The 15,225-nt window shown below is 67.0% G+C and carries 9 protein-coding genes; 7 read left to right on the forward strand and 2 right to left on the reverse strand.

Annotated features, from left to right (window positions below):
• The 7 genes from ACIPVK_RS20540 to ACIPVK_RS20570 all read left to right on the forward strand — a co-directional run.
• On the forward strand, positions 1 to 6,281 hold a 6,281-nt coding region (locus tag ACIPVK_RS20540; protein ID WP_407613843.1), incomplete at its 5' end, for an LPXTG cell wall anchor domain-containing protein.
• Positions 6,282 to 6,433: 152 nt separating this feature from the next.
• Positions 6,434 to 6,820 (forward strand): MmcQ/YjbR family DNA-binding protein, encoded by a 387-nt coding sequence (locus ACIPVK_RS20545; protein ID WP_407613844.1) that lies wholly within the window; start codon positions 6,434 to 6,436, stop codon positions 6,818 to 6,820.
• Between the two features lie 24 nt (positions 6,821 to 6,844).
• On the forward strand, positions 6,845 to 7,168 hold the full coding sequence (locus ACIPVK_RS20550) for a putative quinol monooxygenase (protein ID WP_407613845.1): 324 nt from the start codon (positions 6,845 to 6,847) through the stop codon (positions 7,166 to 7,168).
• Between the two features lie 8 nt (positions 7,169 to 7,176).
• The gene (locus tag ACIPVK_RS20555; protein ID WP_407613846.1) at positions 7,177 to 8,577 is read left to right on the forward strand and encodes a DUF1990 family protein; all 1,401 of its coding nucleotides are present in this window, start codon (positions 7,177 to 7,179) and stop codon (positions 8,575 to 8,577) included.
• An 85-nt stretch (positions 8,578 to 8,662) separates the two neighbouring features.
• Positions 8,663 to 9,331: a DNA alkylation repair protein gene (locus ACIPVK_RS20560; protein ID WP_407613847.1), complete on the forward strand. Its 669-nt coding sequence runs from the start codon at positions 8,663 to 8,665 to the stop codon at positions 9,329 to 9,331.
• An 86-nt stretch (positions 9,332 to 9,417) separates the two neighbouring features.
• A complete protein-coding gene (locus tag ACIPVK_RS20565; RefSeq protein ID WP_407613848.1) occupies positions 9,418 to 10,161 on the forward strand; it encodes a hypothetical protein in 744 nt (247 codons plus the stop codon).
• 39 nt (positions 10,162 to 10,200) lie between these two features.
• Complete coding sequence (locus tag ACIPVK_RS20570; protein WP_407613849.1) at positions 10,201 to 11,823, forward strand: HD domain-containing phosphohydrolase; 1,623 nt, start codon at positions 10,201 to 10,203, stop codon at positions 11,821 to 11,823.
• Between the two features lie 50 nt (positions 11,824 to 11,873).
• On the opposite strand, the gene ACIPVK_RS20575 is transcribed toward ACIPVK_RS20570, so the two are convergent.
• Both ACIPVK_RS20575 and ACIPVK_RS20580 read right to left on the reverse strand, forming a co-directional pair.
• Entirely contained in the window at positions 11,874 to 12,656 is a 783-nt protein-coding gene (locus ACIPVK_RS20575; protein ID WP_407613850.1) for an SDR family oxidoreductase, read from the reverse strand.
• Positions 12,657 to 12,943: 287 nt separating this feature from the next.
• Entirely contained in the window at positions 12,944 to 14,836 is a 1,893-nt protein-coding gene (locus ACIPVK_RS20580; protein WP_407613851.1) for an FAD-binding monooxygenase, read from the reverse strand.
• Positions 14,837 to 15,225 lie beyond the last annotated feature (389 nt).

Genomic DNA, 15,225 nt, shown 5'->3' on the forward strand with positions numbered 1-15,225 from the left:
GCTTCAACCGTTCCTACCTGTGGGAGATCGACAAGACGCCGGTGAACGGTGCCGGCCCCTACACCACCGATGCCAATGGCGACGTCGTCGTCGACTACCGGGTGACGGTCAAGCCGAACGACCCCGAAGACAGCGCCTGGGCCATGTCGGGCGTCATGACGGTGAAGAACCCGAACACGTGGCAGGACATCACCGCCACATTGAGCGACTCGGTGAATGTCGGCGGCGACGCCGCGTGCACCGTGACAGGTACGACGGGGACAAATCCCGTCGGCGACGCAGACCCGGACACCGAAGGGTTCCAGGCCGTCATCCCGAAGGACTCGACGCAGGGGTTCAGCTACAGGTGTACCTTCGTGACGCTCCCACGCTATGAAGGCACGAACACCGCCAAGGCAACCTGGGATGCCGCGAAGGCCGCCACGCCCAAGGCGGAAGCCACGGGGAGTGCCGCGGTGACCATGGGCACCTGGACCCAGGCGCCGCTGAACAATGTGGTGACCGTGACGGATGACCACCACGCCTTTGACCCCGCCTGGACCATCACATGGTCCGCGGGTATGGCGGCACAGACCCGCGACTACAAGGTCAAGTGGACGGTTCCGGCTGCTTCGGCGGGCACCTGCATGGGGTTCACCAACACGGCGACCGTTGCGGGGGCCAACGATTTCACCGTGTCCGACCAGGCCACCATCAAGGCCTGCCGGCCCGCCGGCCTCAGCGTCAAGAAGACCGCCGATGCGGGATACCACCGCACCTATCTCTGGGACATCGAAAAGACCGTGGTCGGTCCCGACACGGTCAACGCCGGGGAGGACCACAACGCAGTGGTCGACTACGGCATCACCGTCACTTCCAAGGGATACGAGGACGACGCCAAGACGCTGAGCGGCGAGATCACCGTAACCAACCCGAACCGGTTCGGTGGCGACATCGAGGTAACGGTCTCGGACAACACCACGCTCGAAGGCCTGGTCTGCACCGTGGATCCGGCGGCCGATGTCAACCCGGATGCCGACGGTGTCCAGGTCACCGTCCCGCAGGCCGCTTTGTCCGGAGAAGTTTGGGTCGATGGCAAGAAGAAGGTCGCCTACAACTGCGATGCCAGTTCAGTGACCGAGGCCAACTACACGGGCCAAACGAACACCGCATCCATCACCTGGAGCGGCGGCAAGGCCAGCAGCCAACCCATCGACATCGCCTTCCGGCTCAAGGGAGCCACGGACGAGACCGTGGACATCCTCGACCAATTGGTCGATCCCGACTCCACGCCCAAGAACCTGGGCTCGGTTTCCTTCTCCGACATCCCGGACGGCGAATGGGCCACCTGGTCCAAGACGTTCAACGACGAACTGACCCACGAGGCCACGCTTGGCGAATGCACCCCATTCACCAACAAGGCCTGGGCGGAACTGGAAGGAGACGCGGCGAACCCGTCATCCGAAGCCACGGTCACCGTGTGCGACCAAGCGGGGCTGCAGGTTTCCAAGACGGCCAACGCCTCCTTCGACCGCCTGTACAAGTGGAACGCGGCCAAGGACGTGGACAGGACGGAGCAGACAATAGCGCCGGACGGATCGGCAGTCTTCAACTACACCGTCAAGGCAGTGCCAAACGGCTTTGAGGACTTTGACGAATCCCTGCACGGCAAGATCACTTTGACGAACCCGAACCAGTTCGCGGACGGTGCCATCGCGGCAACGGTCACCGACACGGTGGACATCGCGGGGGTGAGCTGTGAAATCCAGGCCACGGACAGCGCCCCGAACAAGGAGGGCTTCCAGGTCCTGGTGCCCGCGGGCGCCGACGGCAACCCGGGCAGCGTGGTGCTGGATTACGAGTGCACCGGTGTACCGGCCACCTACACGGGTACCAACACCGTCGATGTCACATGGAAGGATGCCACTTACGCCCAGCAGACCGCCACGGCCTCGGCCGAGGTCAACTACGTGCTGGACACCGAGTACGACAAAAACGTCCTGGTGTTTGACGACAAGGTCGTCGAGACGGATTACCCGGAGCTCTTGGGCACGGCAACCTGGAACAAGGAAAAGGACCCCACGGAGTTCACCTACGACCTTTCGTTCCCGGGAATCCCCGGAACATGTGACGATCACACCAATACCGCGATCGTGACTGAAGACGGTTGGAACCAGGCGACCCTGGACTCGGCCAGCAAGCAAGTCACCGTCTGTGTTGAGGAGAACCTCGAGGTCACCAAGGACGTCACCGCGACGTTCGACCGCGACTACGACTGGAAGATCGAGAAGGACGTCGACAAGACCTCCTTCAACGTCGACGGAGACGGCAACGTCGTCGCCAACTACACCGTGACCGCAACGCAGAACGGGCACACGGATTCGGGGTGGAATCTCGGGGGCAAGATCACCGTGCACAACCCCAACGATTTCGGTTCCATCACGGCCAACGTCCAGGACACCTTGGACCTTGAGGGCATCTCCTGCACCGTCGTCGATGGGCAGGACATGGAGATTTCCGCCGGCGACACGGTGGAGCTCAGCTACACCTGTGACGTTGCGGCGGGAGTGGACGAGGCCGACTACACCGGCGTCATCACGAACACCGCAACGGCCGCCTGGGGCGAAGGCCGCAGCGCCTCAAGCGATGCGGTTGTAGTGGACTTCACGATCGATCAGGCCACCGATGCCTCGGTCGACGTGTTCGACGACAAGACCAATCCGGATGCGGAGCCGGTCAAGTTGGGCACCGCGACGCTGGGCGGCGAGAACGTCTTCGCCTACCAGCAGGAACTGGCAGGCACGGCAGGAAAATGCACCACCTTCACCAACACCGCGGTCGTGAAGGAAGCAGCCGGATCCGACGGCGACAACACCGCTTCGGTTGCCGTCGAGGTGTGCGTCGAAAAGGGCCTGACCGTGGTCAAAACCGTTGACGCGGGCTACACCCGCGACTACGACTGGGACCTCGAGAAGAAGGTGGACCAGGCCAAGTTCACCGTCGACGGCAACGCCAAGGCGGCAGCCAACTACACGGTCACCGCCACCCAAGCGGGACACGAAGACCAGGACTGGACGATGTCCGGATCGATCGACGTGTTCAACCCGAACCGGCAGGGTGAGCTGGTCGTCGACATCGCCGATGTCACCACCGTTCCCGGTGCCACCTGCACCGTGGCCGGCGGAGGCACGGATGTCGTTGTCCCGGCGGCCACCATTGTGGACGGCGTCGTGACCAGCGGCAAGGCCACGGTCAGCTACGACTGCCTGCTCGCGGAGCCGCTCACCGAGGCCGACTACGAGGGCCACACCAACACCGCCACCGTCACGTGGAGCGGCGCGGACGGCAAGGACCGCACAGCCGACTTCGCGGCGGGAGTCCTGTTCACCCAGGACCAGGCCAAGGACATCGACGGGGCGGTGACGGTCCTCGATGACCGGACGGTGCCGGGCGCGACCCATGATCTGGGAACCGCAACCCTGGCCGAGTCGCCCAAGGTGTTCACCTACCCCGTCGAGCTGGCTGGCGTGGCCGGAGAATGCACCACGTACACCAACACCGCGGTCCTGAGGGAAACCACCGGAACCGACGAGGCCGACAACAGCGCCACGGCGGACGTGGAAGTGTGTGCCAAGGCGGGACTGGACGTTTCCAAGACCGCGGAAGCCACCTTCGACCGCGAATACCTGTGGAAGCTGGACAAGCAGGTTGACCGCACCGAGGCCGAAATCGGCCTGGACTCAACCGCGACGTTCGGCTACACGGTCGCGGCGACACCTGACGGTTATGGGGATTCAAACCACCAGGTGGCGGGCACGATCACGCTGGGCAACCCCAACCAGTTCGAGGGCGGCGACATCACCGCCACGCTCACCGGCGGTGTCGATATCGCGGGAGTCACCTGCGCCATCGATGCCACCGACGCCGACCCGGAGACCGACGGGTTCCAGGTACTGGTGCCGGCCGGCGCCAACGGCACGGCCAACACCGTGACCCTTTCATACACCTGCACCGGGACCCCGGAAAACGGGGACTATGCGGGCGAGCACACCGTCACCGCCACCTGGGCCACGGTCCAGGGCGGGGACACGACCGCCACGGCCTCGGCCGAGGTGCTCTACGAGCAGGCGGGTTCCGCGAATACCGCCCTTGAGGTCTTCGACGACAAGGCCGCAACGGTTCCGCAGCCCGTGCTGCTGGGCACCGCCGACTGGAACGCAGGGTCGGTTCCCACCGAGTTCACCTACCAGGTGATCTACCGGAACACGAACCCGGATGCCCTGGACGGCACCTGCACCACCCACGAGAACACGGCAACCAGCGTTGCGACTGACGATGCAAGCGCATCGGTGGAAGTCTGTGTGAGGGTTGGCGCCCCGACGGTCGTAAAAACCGTCACCGGCACCCAGCAGAATGCGGACGGCAGCTGGGACATCACGTACAAGCTGGAGGTCACCAACAAGGACGCATTCCAGGGCCGCTACTCGCTGAACGACACCCTGTCCTTCGGCGGCGGCATCGAGGTCACCGACGCCTCGTGGACCGGGCCGGCTGCCGGCGACGGCGATGCGTGGGACCTGGAGACCCCGAACCACACCGAGGTCCTGGCCACCGACACATTGATCGACGCGGAGGCGACCCACACCTACCTGGTCAGCGCCACCGCAGACGTGGCCCCCGGAGTCATCGGCTCCGCGGCAGGGAATTGCGAGCTCGGCGAGGGCGAGGACGGAACCGGGTTCCTGAACACGGCAAGCCTCGCCGCCAACGGCCAGGACACCGAGGTCGCGGCCTGTGCCGAGCCGGTCGCCCCGAAGTTCGACAAGCAGGCCATTGACTTGGTCCAGCATGAGGACGCTGACGGAAACTGGGACGGCACCTGGGACGCGGGCTACAAGCTCACCGTCACCAATCCGGGCACCGACGGGCAGGACGTGTTCTACACGCTCACCGACACCCCGGCCTTCGCGGACGGCGTGCTCGTCAACGACCGCACCGTCGGCTCCGAGGACGTGGTGGTCAATGCAGGCTGGAACGGCACGGACCCCGCCGAGGACGTGGTGGTCGCCGGCCAGGCACTGGAAGCCGGCGAAATCCACACCTTCACGGTGGTCGTCAACCTCAGCCTCACCTCCGCCATCTCCGACGCGGACCGCGTCTGCGGCGAGGGCGGGCACGGCCTGTTGAACACCGGCGAAGTGAGCTCCGGCAACGAATCCGCTCCGGATGAAGCCTGCCTGGACATCCCGGCACCGAGCAGCAACGTCGTCAAGACCGCCGAAAGCGCCGTGGAGAACGCGGACGGCAGTTGGGACGTGCACTACACGGTCGTCGTGAACAACACCTCGGACGTGGCAACCCGCTACGACCTCACCGACACGCTGCGCTTCGGCGAGGGGATCACTGTCACCGGCGCCGACTGGAGCATGGAAGGCACCGACACGACAGGCAGCTGGGCGACCCCCGGCACCGAGCCGGGCACGGTGCTTGCCACGGACCGCAACCTGGAGTCCCGCGATTCCCACACCTATCGGGTGCATGCCGTCGCGGAGCTCGATGCCGGCACCATCGGATCGGCTGCAGGCAGCTGCCCGTCCGGGGAGGGGAACACCGACGGCGGCTTCCTGAACGAGGCCACGCTGAGCGCCAACGGCAAAACCACCCATTCCCGCGACTGCGTGGAACCGGTAAAGAACCCGCGCAGCTACTCGTTGGTGAAGACCTCCGATCCGGCCAGCGGCACCGTCGTCTGGCCCGGCGACACCATCGCCTACACCCTCACGGTGCGCAACACCGGAGAGTTCGTGTACACCGGGGCCGTGGTCACCGACGAGATGGCCGGATGGCAGCAGGCGGCAGTCCTCAATGAGGGCAGCCTGAAGCCCTCGGGCGGAGAATCGGTCATTGAGGGCAGCCAGCTCGTCTGGAACGTGGGTGACCTGGCGGTCGGGGAGGTCAAGACGCTGACCTACTCCATCACCGTGAACGCCGAGGCCTGGGACGCGGTCCTGGTGAACGTGGCCACCGGCACCGGGGACGTCCCGGAATCGAAAACCACGCACCGAACCCCGGTGCAGGTCAAGCACTCCAACCCCTCGCCGCCGAACCCGGTGCAGGTCATCCAGACCCCCATCCCGGTCCAGCCCGTGGCCGTGGTGCCGCCGCGGAGGCCGGTTGCGCCGCTGGCCAACACTGGCGCCTCGGACTCCACGCTGTGGGTCCTGGGATCCGGAGCCCTGTTGATGCTCCTTGGAGCGGCGTTCGTGGCAGGTTCGCGTCGCCGCAAGGGCGAGGGGAAATAGCCGCAAGGAAAAAATAACGTTCGCGGTCGGCCGCTCTCTGCTTGGGGGGAGAGCGGCCGACCGCGAACCCCTATGGACCGGCCGGTCTTGCCAAACCCCCCAGCGGGCGGGACCGGCCATTTTTTCTGCCCTCCGGGCTTAGGATTGGCAACGTGGAATACGAATCATGGCGCGGGATGCTGCTCTCGATGCCCGGCGCCTTCGAGGACTTCCCCTTCGGCGAGGATGCCGCGGTGTTCAAGGTCGCGGGGCGGGACCGCACGCGTGCCAAGATGTTCGGCCTGCTGATGCACCGGGGCGGGACGATCAACCTGAACCTCAAGTGCGATCCGGCGCTCGCCGAGCAGCTGCGCGCCGCCAACGAGCAAATCACCCCCGGTTACCACATGAACAAAAAGCACTGGAACACCGTGGTGCCGGGCCTGGATGCCGAGACCATGCTGGCGATGATCGAGGATTCCTACGACCTGGTCGTCGCCTCGCTGCCGCGCAGTGAACGTGAGGTGCTGAACTGGAAGGGCCTGCTCGAGCGGGGATGAGCCGGAATCGGTAGGCTTGGAGGCATGTACTTCATCGTCGTAAAATTCCAGACCAAGCCCGATTACACCGAGCGTTTCATGGACCTGGTGACCCCGTTCACCGAAGCCACCCGCAACGAGCCCGGCAACCTTTGGTTCGACTGGTCCCGCAGCGTCGAGGACCCGGCCGAGTTCGTGCTCGTCGAGGCCTTCCTGGACGACGAGGCCGCCGGGACCCACGTGAATTCCGCGCACTTCAAGGCGGGCCTGGAGTCCATGCGCCCGGCCCTGCTGGCCACCCCGAAGATCGTCTCGCGCAAGGTCGAGGGCGACTCCTGGGGCGAAATGGGCGAACTGCAGATCGGCTAGCAACCGCCATGTTCGAGCCACTGCGGCGCAAGCTGCAGCAGACCTTCTCCGCCCAGGAACACTACGATCCGGTGTGGGAACGCGAGCTGGACCGCGGGGACGATGCGGGGTATTTCCCGCACGACTCCGCGGTCTGGGTGGTGCACGGCGGGATGAGCCCGATCGCCGCCGGCATCCGGGCGCTGCTGACCCAGGCGCTGCACCCCGGGGCGCTGGCCGGGGTGGCCGAACACTCCAACTACCAAAGCGACCCGCTGGCCCGGCTCGCCGGCACCATCCGCTGGATCTTCACGCTCACCTACGGCGACACGACCGCCGCGGATGCCGCCTGCGCCTGGGTGGCGAGGCGCCACGAACCGGTCACCGGCAGGTACACCGCCGGGACCGGGGAAGAACGCGGGTACGCGGCCAACGACCCGGACCTCGCGGCCTGGGTGCACCTGGCCTTCGCCGACGCGTTTTTGCGCAGCCACGAAATCTTTTACGGCCCCGTCCCGCAGGGTGCCGACGCCTACGTGCGCGAGTGGGCCAAGGCCGGGGAACTCATGGGCGTGGCCAACCCGCCGCGCAGCGAGGCCGAACTGCGCGAGGCCATCGCCGGGTACGAGGCCCGCGGCGAACTGGCCGGCGGCCCGCGGGTCGCCGAGGTCGTCTCCTTCCTGAAGAACCCGCCCTTGGATCCCGTCGTGCTGCCGGGCTACAAGCTGCTCTTCGCCGCGGTCGTGGACACGCTGCCGGCAAACCACCGCAGGCTGCTTGGCCTGGAACGCCCCGGACTGGGCCCGGTGCCGCTGCCGGCCCGCCTGGGCGGAAAAGTGGCGCTCGGGATGGCCGGCCTCGCGCTGGACCGGCGGCGGCCGGCGGAGCTCGCCGCACGCCGCCGGCTTTTTCGCCTCGGCGTGCTCAACGACCTGAGCTATCCCGGCCCGGGCATCACCGGCTCCGTCCCGGTGCCCGCCGGCTACCGGACGCTGCGGGTGCGCGAGCGCGTGGGCCAGGGCGCGGCGGCCTTCGAGGCGCTGGCCGCCGGGATCATGGCCTGGAAGCTGCACGAGGTCGCTGGCCTGCGGGTGCGCGCCGACACCCCCGGGGTGCAACTGGCCAGCCGCGTCCGGCTCAGTGTCGGCCTCGGGCCGGTGCGCCTCCAGGCTCCCTGCCGCGTCGTGCGACTGATCGAGTCCGAGAACCGACGCGGCTTTGCCTACGGCACCCTGGCCGGGCACCCCGAATCGGGGGAGGAATCCTTCGCCGCGGTGCTGGAGCCCGATGGCTCCGTCTACCTGGAACTCATGGCGGTGTCGCGGCCCTCCGGCGGGCTCTACCGCCTGGCCGCCCCGGTCACCGATGCCGCCCAGGGTTTGGTCACCGGCCGCTACGTGGCCGCGGCCCGCAGGCTCGCGCGGGGCTGAAGGCCGAACGGGCCGCCGGGCCAAATCGTTGCATGGACGGGCCCTTCGTAGACTGGAACCCACACACGAATACCGGGAGGTCGGGATGTCGGAAACGACGGTGGATCAGGTGCTGGCCGAGCTGGCCGCGCTCGAGGATCCGAAAATGCGCGCGGCGAACCAGAAGCGTGGGGACGACCACGGGGTGAACCTGTCCAAGCTGCGGGCGGTGGCCAAGAGGCTGAAAACCCGGCAGGAGCTGGCCCTGGAGCTGTGGGCCACGGATGACACCGCCGCGCGGCTACTGGCGTTGCTCATCTGCCGCCCCAAGGCCTTCGCGCGTGAGGAGCTGGACACCATGCTGCGCGAGGCCGGCGCGCCGAAGGTCCACGACTGGCTGGTGAACTACGTGGTGAAGAAGAGCCCGCACGCCGAAGAGCTGCGCACGGCCTGGAGCAAGGATCCCGATCCCGTGGTGGCGAGCGCCGGATGGGCACTGACCAGTGAGCGGATCGCCAAGAAGCCCGAGGGCCTGGATTTGCCGGGCCTGCTGGATGTCATCGAGGCACGGATGAAGGACGCGCCGGAGCGCCTGCAGTGGGCCATGAACCAGGCGCTGGCCACCATCGGCATCGAGCACGCCGAGCACCGGGCACGGGCGCTTCGGATCGGCGAACGCCTCGAGGTGCTCAAGGACTATCCGACGCCGCCGAACTGCACCTCGCCCTTCGCGCCGGCCTGGATCAACGAGATGGTGCGCCGCAAGGAAGGCTGAGCCAAGGTGCGGCAGATGGGGCATCGGCCCCATGCACGATCGCCCAAACGCTCCTACGCTCGTTCCATGAGGCTAAGGAGCGAGTCATGACAACGATGACACCGCGCGAATGCGCCAGGCTTTCGGAGGCCACGGCGGAATTGCCGCCGGGCACCACGGAACGGTTTTCGGGCTATGCGCTCATGGGCATGCCTTTTGGCAGCGGACACTATCTTGCCTACCGGCGTTTCCCCGCCAGCTCCATCGGCCCGGGATACCACGCGGCATGGCTGCGCAGGCCCGACGGTCGCTGGACCGTCTATGCCGACGCCCCTCCGGAGCTCAGCTGCTCGCGCTACTTCGGGGCCGCGTTCAGCGAGGCGGTTTATGCGCCGGTCGCCGGGCACTGGAGTGGCCCCTTCCAGCTCACCGTCACGGTTCCCGGCGTCCTGTCGTGGAGGTTGGAACTGGAATCCACCCCGGCCACTGCCGCCCTTACCGCCATGGCCAGGAAGATGCCCGCCGCAGTGTGGCGCAACGACGGAATGCTCGGCGCGATGGGCCTCATGATGGGACCTGCATTGCGCTCCGGCAAGATGAAGCTGTCCGGGCTGGTTCCCAATGGACAGTCCTTCAGGGCACACCCGCAACGGGTGTGGATGGTCGGATCCGCGGAGGCAACCATCGACGGCGAAGACGCCGGGGTCCCGCAATCACTCCCGGTGCAAGAGCACCTGGCCGACTTCTGGCTGCCGCAACGCGGCATATTCGTCGCCGACCTGGGCATCGACTACCCCTCAACGGCGTCCGAGTTCCGTTCCGCACCCGCCCGGAACGGCAGCGGGTCCTGAACCATCGGCCATCGAAAGGTGCAGCCGTAGAATGAAGGCGTGGCGGATCAGGGCGCGGGCACCTTCGACCGGATTCCCGCGGACCTTGGGTCTGCGGGCGCACAGGCACGGGCCACGTCCCCGCGGCGCAACGAACTTCTTGCAGCACTCTCGTTGGCCATCGACCTGGGGCTCGGCCAGCCCATGGAACACATGATGCGCGCGACCCTCCTGGGCCTGCGGATCGCGGCGCTGCTCGACGTCGACGCGGCGGTGCGCGAGCGGATCTACCACGCCAACCTGCTGGCCTGGATCGGCTGCCACGCCGATTCCTTCGAGCTGGCCGCGCTCTTCGGCGACGACATCGGCTTCCGCTCCGACTACTACCGCATCGATGCCCACGGGCTGCCCATGCTCTCGCTGATGCTGCGCCGCACCGGTGCCGGGCTGCCGGGCGGGCAGCGGGTCGTGGAACGCGCGCTGTTTGCTGCGAGGGCCAAGACCGCTGTCAGGGACCTCATTGCCTCGCACTGCACCTCGGCCGGACAGCTGGCTGCGAGGGTGGGCCTGGACAGGCAATTGCCCTCGATCCTCGAGCACACTTTTGAACGCTGGGACGGCTTGGGCCTTCCGGCGGGCAGGTCGGGTGCGCAGATTCCCCTGGAGATGCGCATTGCCCAGCTCGCCGACGCCGCTGAGGTCTTCCTGCGCACCGGCGGCGTGGATGCGGCCGTGGCCATGGTCGCGCAGCGCCGCGGCACACAATTCGACCCGGCGATTGCCGACCTTTTCTGCGCGCGGGCGCGGGATTTGGCCGAGGGGCTGATGGAGTCCGATCCGTGGCCGGCGGTGCTGGCCTCCGCGCCCGACGACGCGCCGCTGAATGCCGCGGAGCTGGATTCCGTGTTGGAGGCCATGGGCGATTTTGCCGACCTGAAGTCCCCCTGGACGACGGGGCATTCCCGGGCCGTGGCGAGCCTCGCCGCCGACGCGGCCCGCATCCTGGGCCTTGGCCCGGAGGAGGCCGTGGTGCTGCGCCGTGCCGGATGGGTCCACGACCTGGGCCGGATGGGGGTGTCCAACGCGGTGTGGGACAAGCCCGGCCCGCTGTCCGCGGTGGAGAGGGAGCACCTGGGGATGTACCCGTTCCTGACCGAGAGGATCCTGGCGCGGGTGCCGGGCATGCGGCGGGTGGCAGAGGTTGCCGGGGCCCACCGGGAGAGGCTGGACGGCTCCGGCTATCCGCACGGGCGCGGCGGGTCCGAGCTGGATCCGGGCCAGCGCCTGCTCGCTGCCGCCGAGGCCTACGAGACCTACCTGGAGCCGCGGCCGCACCGGGAGGCGCTGGGCCCGCGCGCTGCCGGGGAGCGGCTTCGCGCGGAGGCGGCGGCGGGACGTCTGGATGAACGCGCGGTCGCTGCCGTCCTGGCCGCCGCCGGAGGGGAAGCGCCCCGCCGGGGCGGCGCCGGGCCGGGAGGCCTGACCGGGCGGGAAGTCGACGTGCTGCGGCTGCTCTGCCGCGGGATGAACAACAAGGACATCGCCGCGGCCCTGGTGATCGCCCCGAAGACCGCGCGCAACCACGTGGAACACATCTACCTGAAGACCGGTGCGTCGAACAGGGTCTCGGCCACGCTCTTCGCGCTCGAGAACGGGCTGTGGGACAGAAGTCCCCAGGCATGAGCCGGGCCCCGCAGCCAAACCACTGCGGGGCCCGCATCCGGCCGCGGGACTCAGTACTTGTAGGACTGCCCGCCGTCGATCGGGATGACCGCCGCGTTGATGAACCCGGAGTCGCCGGAGAGGAGGAAGGCGACCAGCGTGGCCACTTCCTCCGGCTTGCCGAAGCGCTTCATCGGGTTGGGCTCGACGAATGCCGCTCCGACCTTCTCCCAGTTCTCCGCGTCGATCTGCTTGAGCGATCCTTCGACCATCGGCGTCATGATGGCGCCCGGGGCGATGGCGTTGATTTGGATGCCGTGCTGGCCGTATTCGATGGCCGAGTTGCGGGTCAGGCCCACCACTCCGTGCTTGGCTGCGGCGTAGCCGGACTGGTTGCCCACCCCGCGGATGCCGCCGACCGACGCGGTGTTGACGACAGCACCGGAACCTTGCCCGCGCATGATCTTCAGGACGTGCTTGAGTCCGTAGAAAACACCCTTGAGGTTGATGTCGATGACCTTGCCGAACTCGTCCGAGCCGAAGTCCTCGGTGGGGTTCTGCTTTCCTTCGATGCCGGCGTTGTTGAAGAATCCGTCGATCGTCCCGAAGCGTGTGACTGTCTCGGCGACATAGTTCTGGACCTCGGACTCGTTGGCGACGTTTGCCGTTAGCAGGAGGACCTCTGCATCGGGTGCAATTTGCCGGATCTCCTGCTCGGTTTCCTGCAGTCCGGCGGTGTTCAGGTCGACCAGGGCCAGCTTGCCCTTTTCCTTGGCGATCTGGACGGCCGCTGCTCGTCCCAGGCCCGACCCGGCGCCGGTGATGATGACTGACTTACCTTCAAACCTCTGCATTTTTGATTCCTTTCGGTGGGTCCAATTGGAGAATCGCTTACATGTATGCAAACACATGTAACTGGCGAAGTATTCCCAAGTGGCCCCCCGAAGATCATCGGCGTCGGGGATGCTGCCTCCAACGTTTCGCGGGACCGTGACAGGCGCCCCGCGTTCGTGCGCAGTGGAGATCCTGTTGGGCACCTGCCCTGCAAGGCGCGCAGTGCCCGCGGCCATCGGCCGCGGGCACTGCGTCGGGTCATCCGCCGGTGCGGATTGGGTCGTTCTGGATGCGGATCAAGCCGTTGCTAGACGCGCGCGCCGGTGTGGATCTGCGCGAAGAACTCGCCGAGCTCCGCGGTGGCACCCAGCGGCAGCACGTTGGCCACGTACTGGTCCGGACGAACGACGACCATCACGCCGTCGCGGGACAGGCCGCGTGTCTCGAAGATGTCGGCACCGGGAACCGTGCCGTAGACCTTTTCGTAGTCGGTGAGCCGGAACGGGCCGACCTCGGGCTTGAAGACCGCGGGGACGGCGTTGATGTCGATGTCCTCGTGCTTCTGCTGGTAGATGACCTTCACGTCGAACCAAGCGTCGGAATCCAGGCCCTCGGGCGTCGCGGCCAGCGGGGACTGCGGTGCGGTGGACAGCCACTGCGCCAGCTCTCCCACCGGGGATTCCGCCCCGGGTGCGGCCGGATCGGCGAAGACGTAGATGCGCCAGCGGCCGTCGGCGGTCGCGTGGTGGCCCAGCTGCATCGGGTTGGTGTCGCAGACCCGGGAGGCCATGGCCGACTTGAAGCGCTTGCCCACCGGGAAGCCGGCGGCCAGCTTTTGGTGCGTTGCCTCGCCGGTCAGCATGGAGGGCGCGTACTCGGTCATGAACCCGGCCGGGAACTCGGCGGTGCGCACGTAGAAGTCCTCGAGGTCCGAGGGGTTCTCGAAGTCCTCGGGCTTCTTGGCCATCATCGTGGACCATTCCTTGTCGAAGTCGATGAGGTTCTTGGCCACGACCTGGCGCTCGGCCGAGTAGGTGGACAGCAGGGACTCGGGGCTGCGGCCCTCGAGCACGTGGGCGAGCTTCCAGCCGATGTTGAAGCCGTCCTGCATGGAGACGTTCATGCCCTGGCCGGCCTTGGCGCTGTGGGTGTGGCAGGCGTCCCCGGTGATGAAGACGCGCGGGTTGCGGGTGCCGCGCTCCTCGGGCAGCACGTCGTCGAAGCGGTCGGTGAGGCGGTGGCCGACCTCGTACACGCTGCTCCAGGCCACGTTGCGCACATCGACGGTGTAGGGGTGCAGGATCTTGTTGGCCTTGGCGATGATCTGCTCGATGGTGGTCTTGCGCACCGCGCCGTTGTCGTCCTCTGGCACGACGCCCAAATCGACGTACATCCGGAAGAGGTGCCCGCCCTCGCGCGGGATGTGCAGGATCGAGCCGCCGTCGTGGGACTGGATGGCGCACTTGAGGCGGATGTCCGGGAAATCGGTGGAGGCCACGACGTCCATGACGCCCCAGGCGTGGTTGGCCTGGTCCCCGGCCAGGGTGCAGCCGATCGAGGAGCGGACCTTGGAGCGGGCGCCGTCGGCGCCGACCACGTACTTGGCGTTCACGATGCGCGTGGCCCCGGTGTCGGGCCCGGCGCTGCGCACGAGGGTGACCTTGACCGGGTAGTCGCCGGTCTCGGCGACCTCGAGGGTCTGGAAGTCCCAGCCGTAGTCGGCAACCAGGCGGGTGGGGGAGTTGTGGGCGACCTCGGCGAAGTAGTCCAGCACGCGGGCCTGGTTCACGATCAGGTGCGGGAACTCGCTGATGCCCACGGTGTCATCCAGGGCGCGGCCGCCGCGGACGATGTTTTCCGGGTTCTCGGAGTCGGGGCGCCAGAAGGCCATCTCGGTGATCCGGTAGGCCTCGGCGGTGATTGCCTCGGCGAAGCCGAAGGCCTGGAAGGTCTCGACGCTGCGGGCCTGGATGCCGTCGGCCTGGCCGATCTCCAGGCGTCCGCCGCGGCGCTCCACGAGGCGGGTGGTGATGTCGGGGAACTGGGAGAGCTGGGCGGCGGTGAGCATGCCGGCGGGGCCGGAGCCGACGATGAGCACGTCGACGTTCTCGGGCAGCTCCTCCGGACGGTTGATGCCGACGCCGGCTGCTGGCTTGATACGCGGGTCACCGGATACGTAACCGTGGTGGTGGAACTGCACGGGCTTTCCTCACTTCGTCGTGTTCTGTCTGCGGCCGCCGCTTGTGTTCTATATTTGAACACTGCATTCTATAGTCGAACTTTGGCCTGTGATGTAGAACTCTACGGCAAACGCGTCGCAGCTCACAAGTGCGGGTCGGGGACAAGACAAAAGACCCGCCCACCGTTAGGTGTGCGGGTCTCGCGGAACTCCAAATTTACTTCACATCAAGATCTGGGTTTGGAGTAAATTTGGAGTTGGACCAAAAGTTGCCTGTCCGATCCGCATGTCTCCGAATATGGAGGTGTGGCAGGCTGTGGAAGATCTTTCCCCGCACGGATCGGGCTTAAACGACAGCGGGGGGGCGGGGGGGGGGGCCCCCCCCCCCCCCGCGGGGGGGGGGGCGCGGC

The organism is Paeniglutamicibacter sp. MACA_103, from assembly GCF_045798555.1.
Lineage (GTDB): Bacteria > Actinomycetota > Actinomycetes > Actinomycetales > Micrococcaceae > Paeniglutamicibacter.

Bases quoted from the DNA above. Each gene is read 5' to 3' on its own strand.
- ACIPVK_RS20550 (WP_407613845.1), top strand. From the start codon at position 6,845: ATGTACTTCATCGTCGTAAAATTCCAGACCAAGCCCGATTACACCGAG.
- ACIPVK_RS20575 (WP_407613850.1), bottom strand. From the start codon at position 12,656: ATGCAGAGGTTTGAAGGTAAGTCAGTCATCATCACCGGCGCCGGGTCG.
- ACIPVK_RS20555 (WP_407613846.1), top strand. From the start codon at position 7,177: ATGTTCGAGCCACTGCGGCGCAAGCTGCAGCAGACCTTCTCCGCCCAG.
- ACIPVK_RS20560 (WP_407613847.1), top strand. From the start codon at position 8,663: ATGTCGGAAACGACGGTGGATCAGGTGCTGGCCGAGCTGGCCGCGCTC.
- ACIPVK_RS20565 (WP_407613848.1), top strand. From the start codon at position 9,418: ATGACAACGATGACACCGCGCGAATGCGCCAGGCTTTCGGAGGCCACG.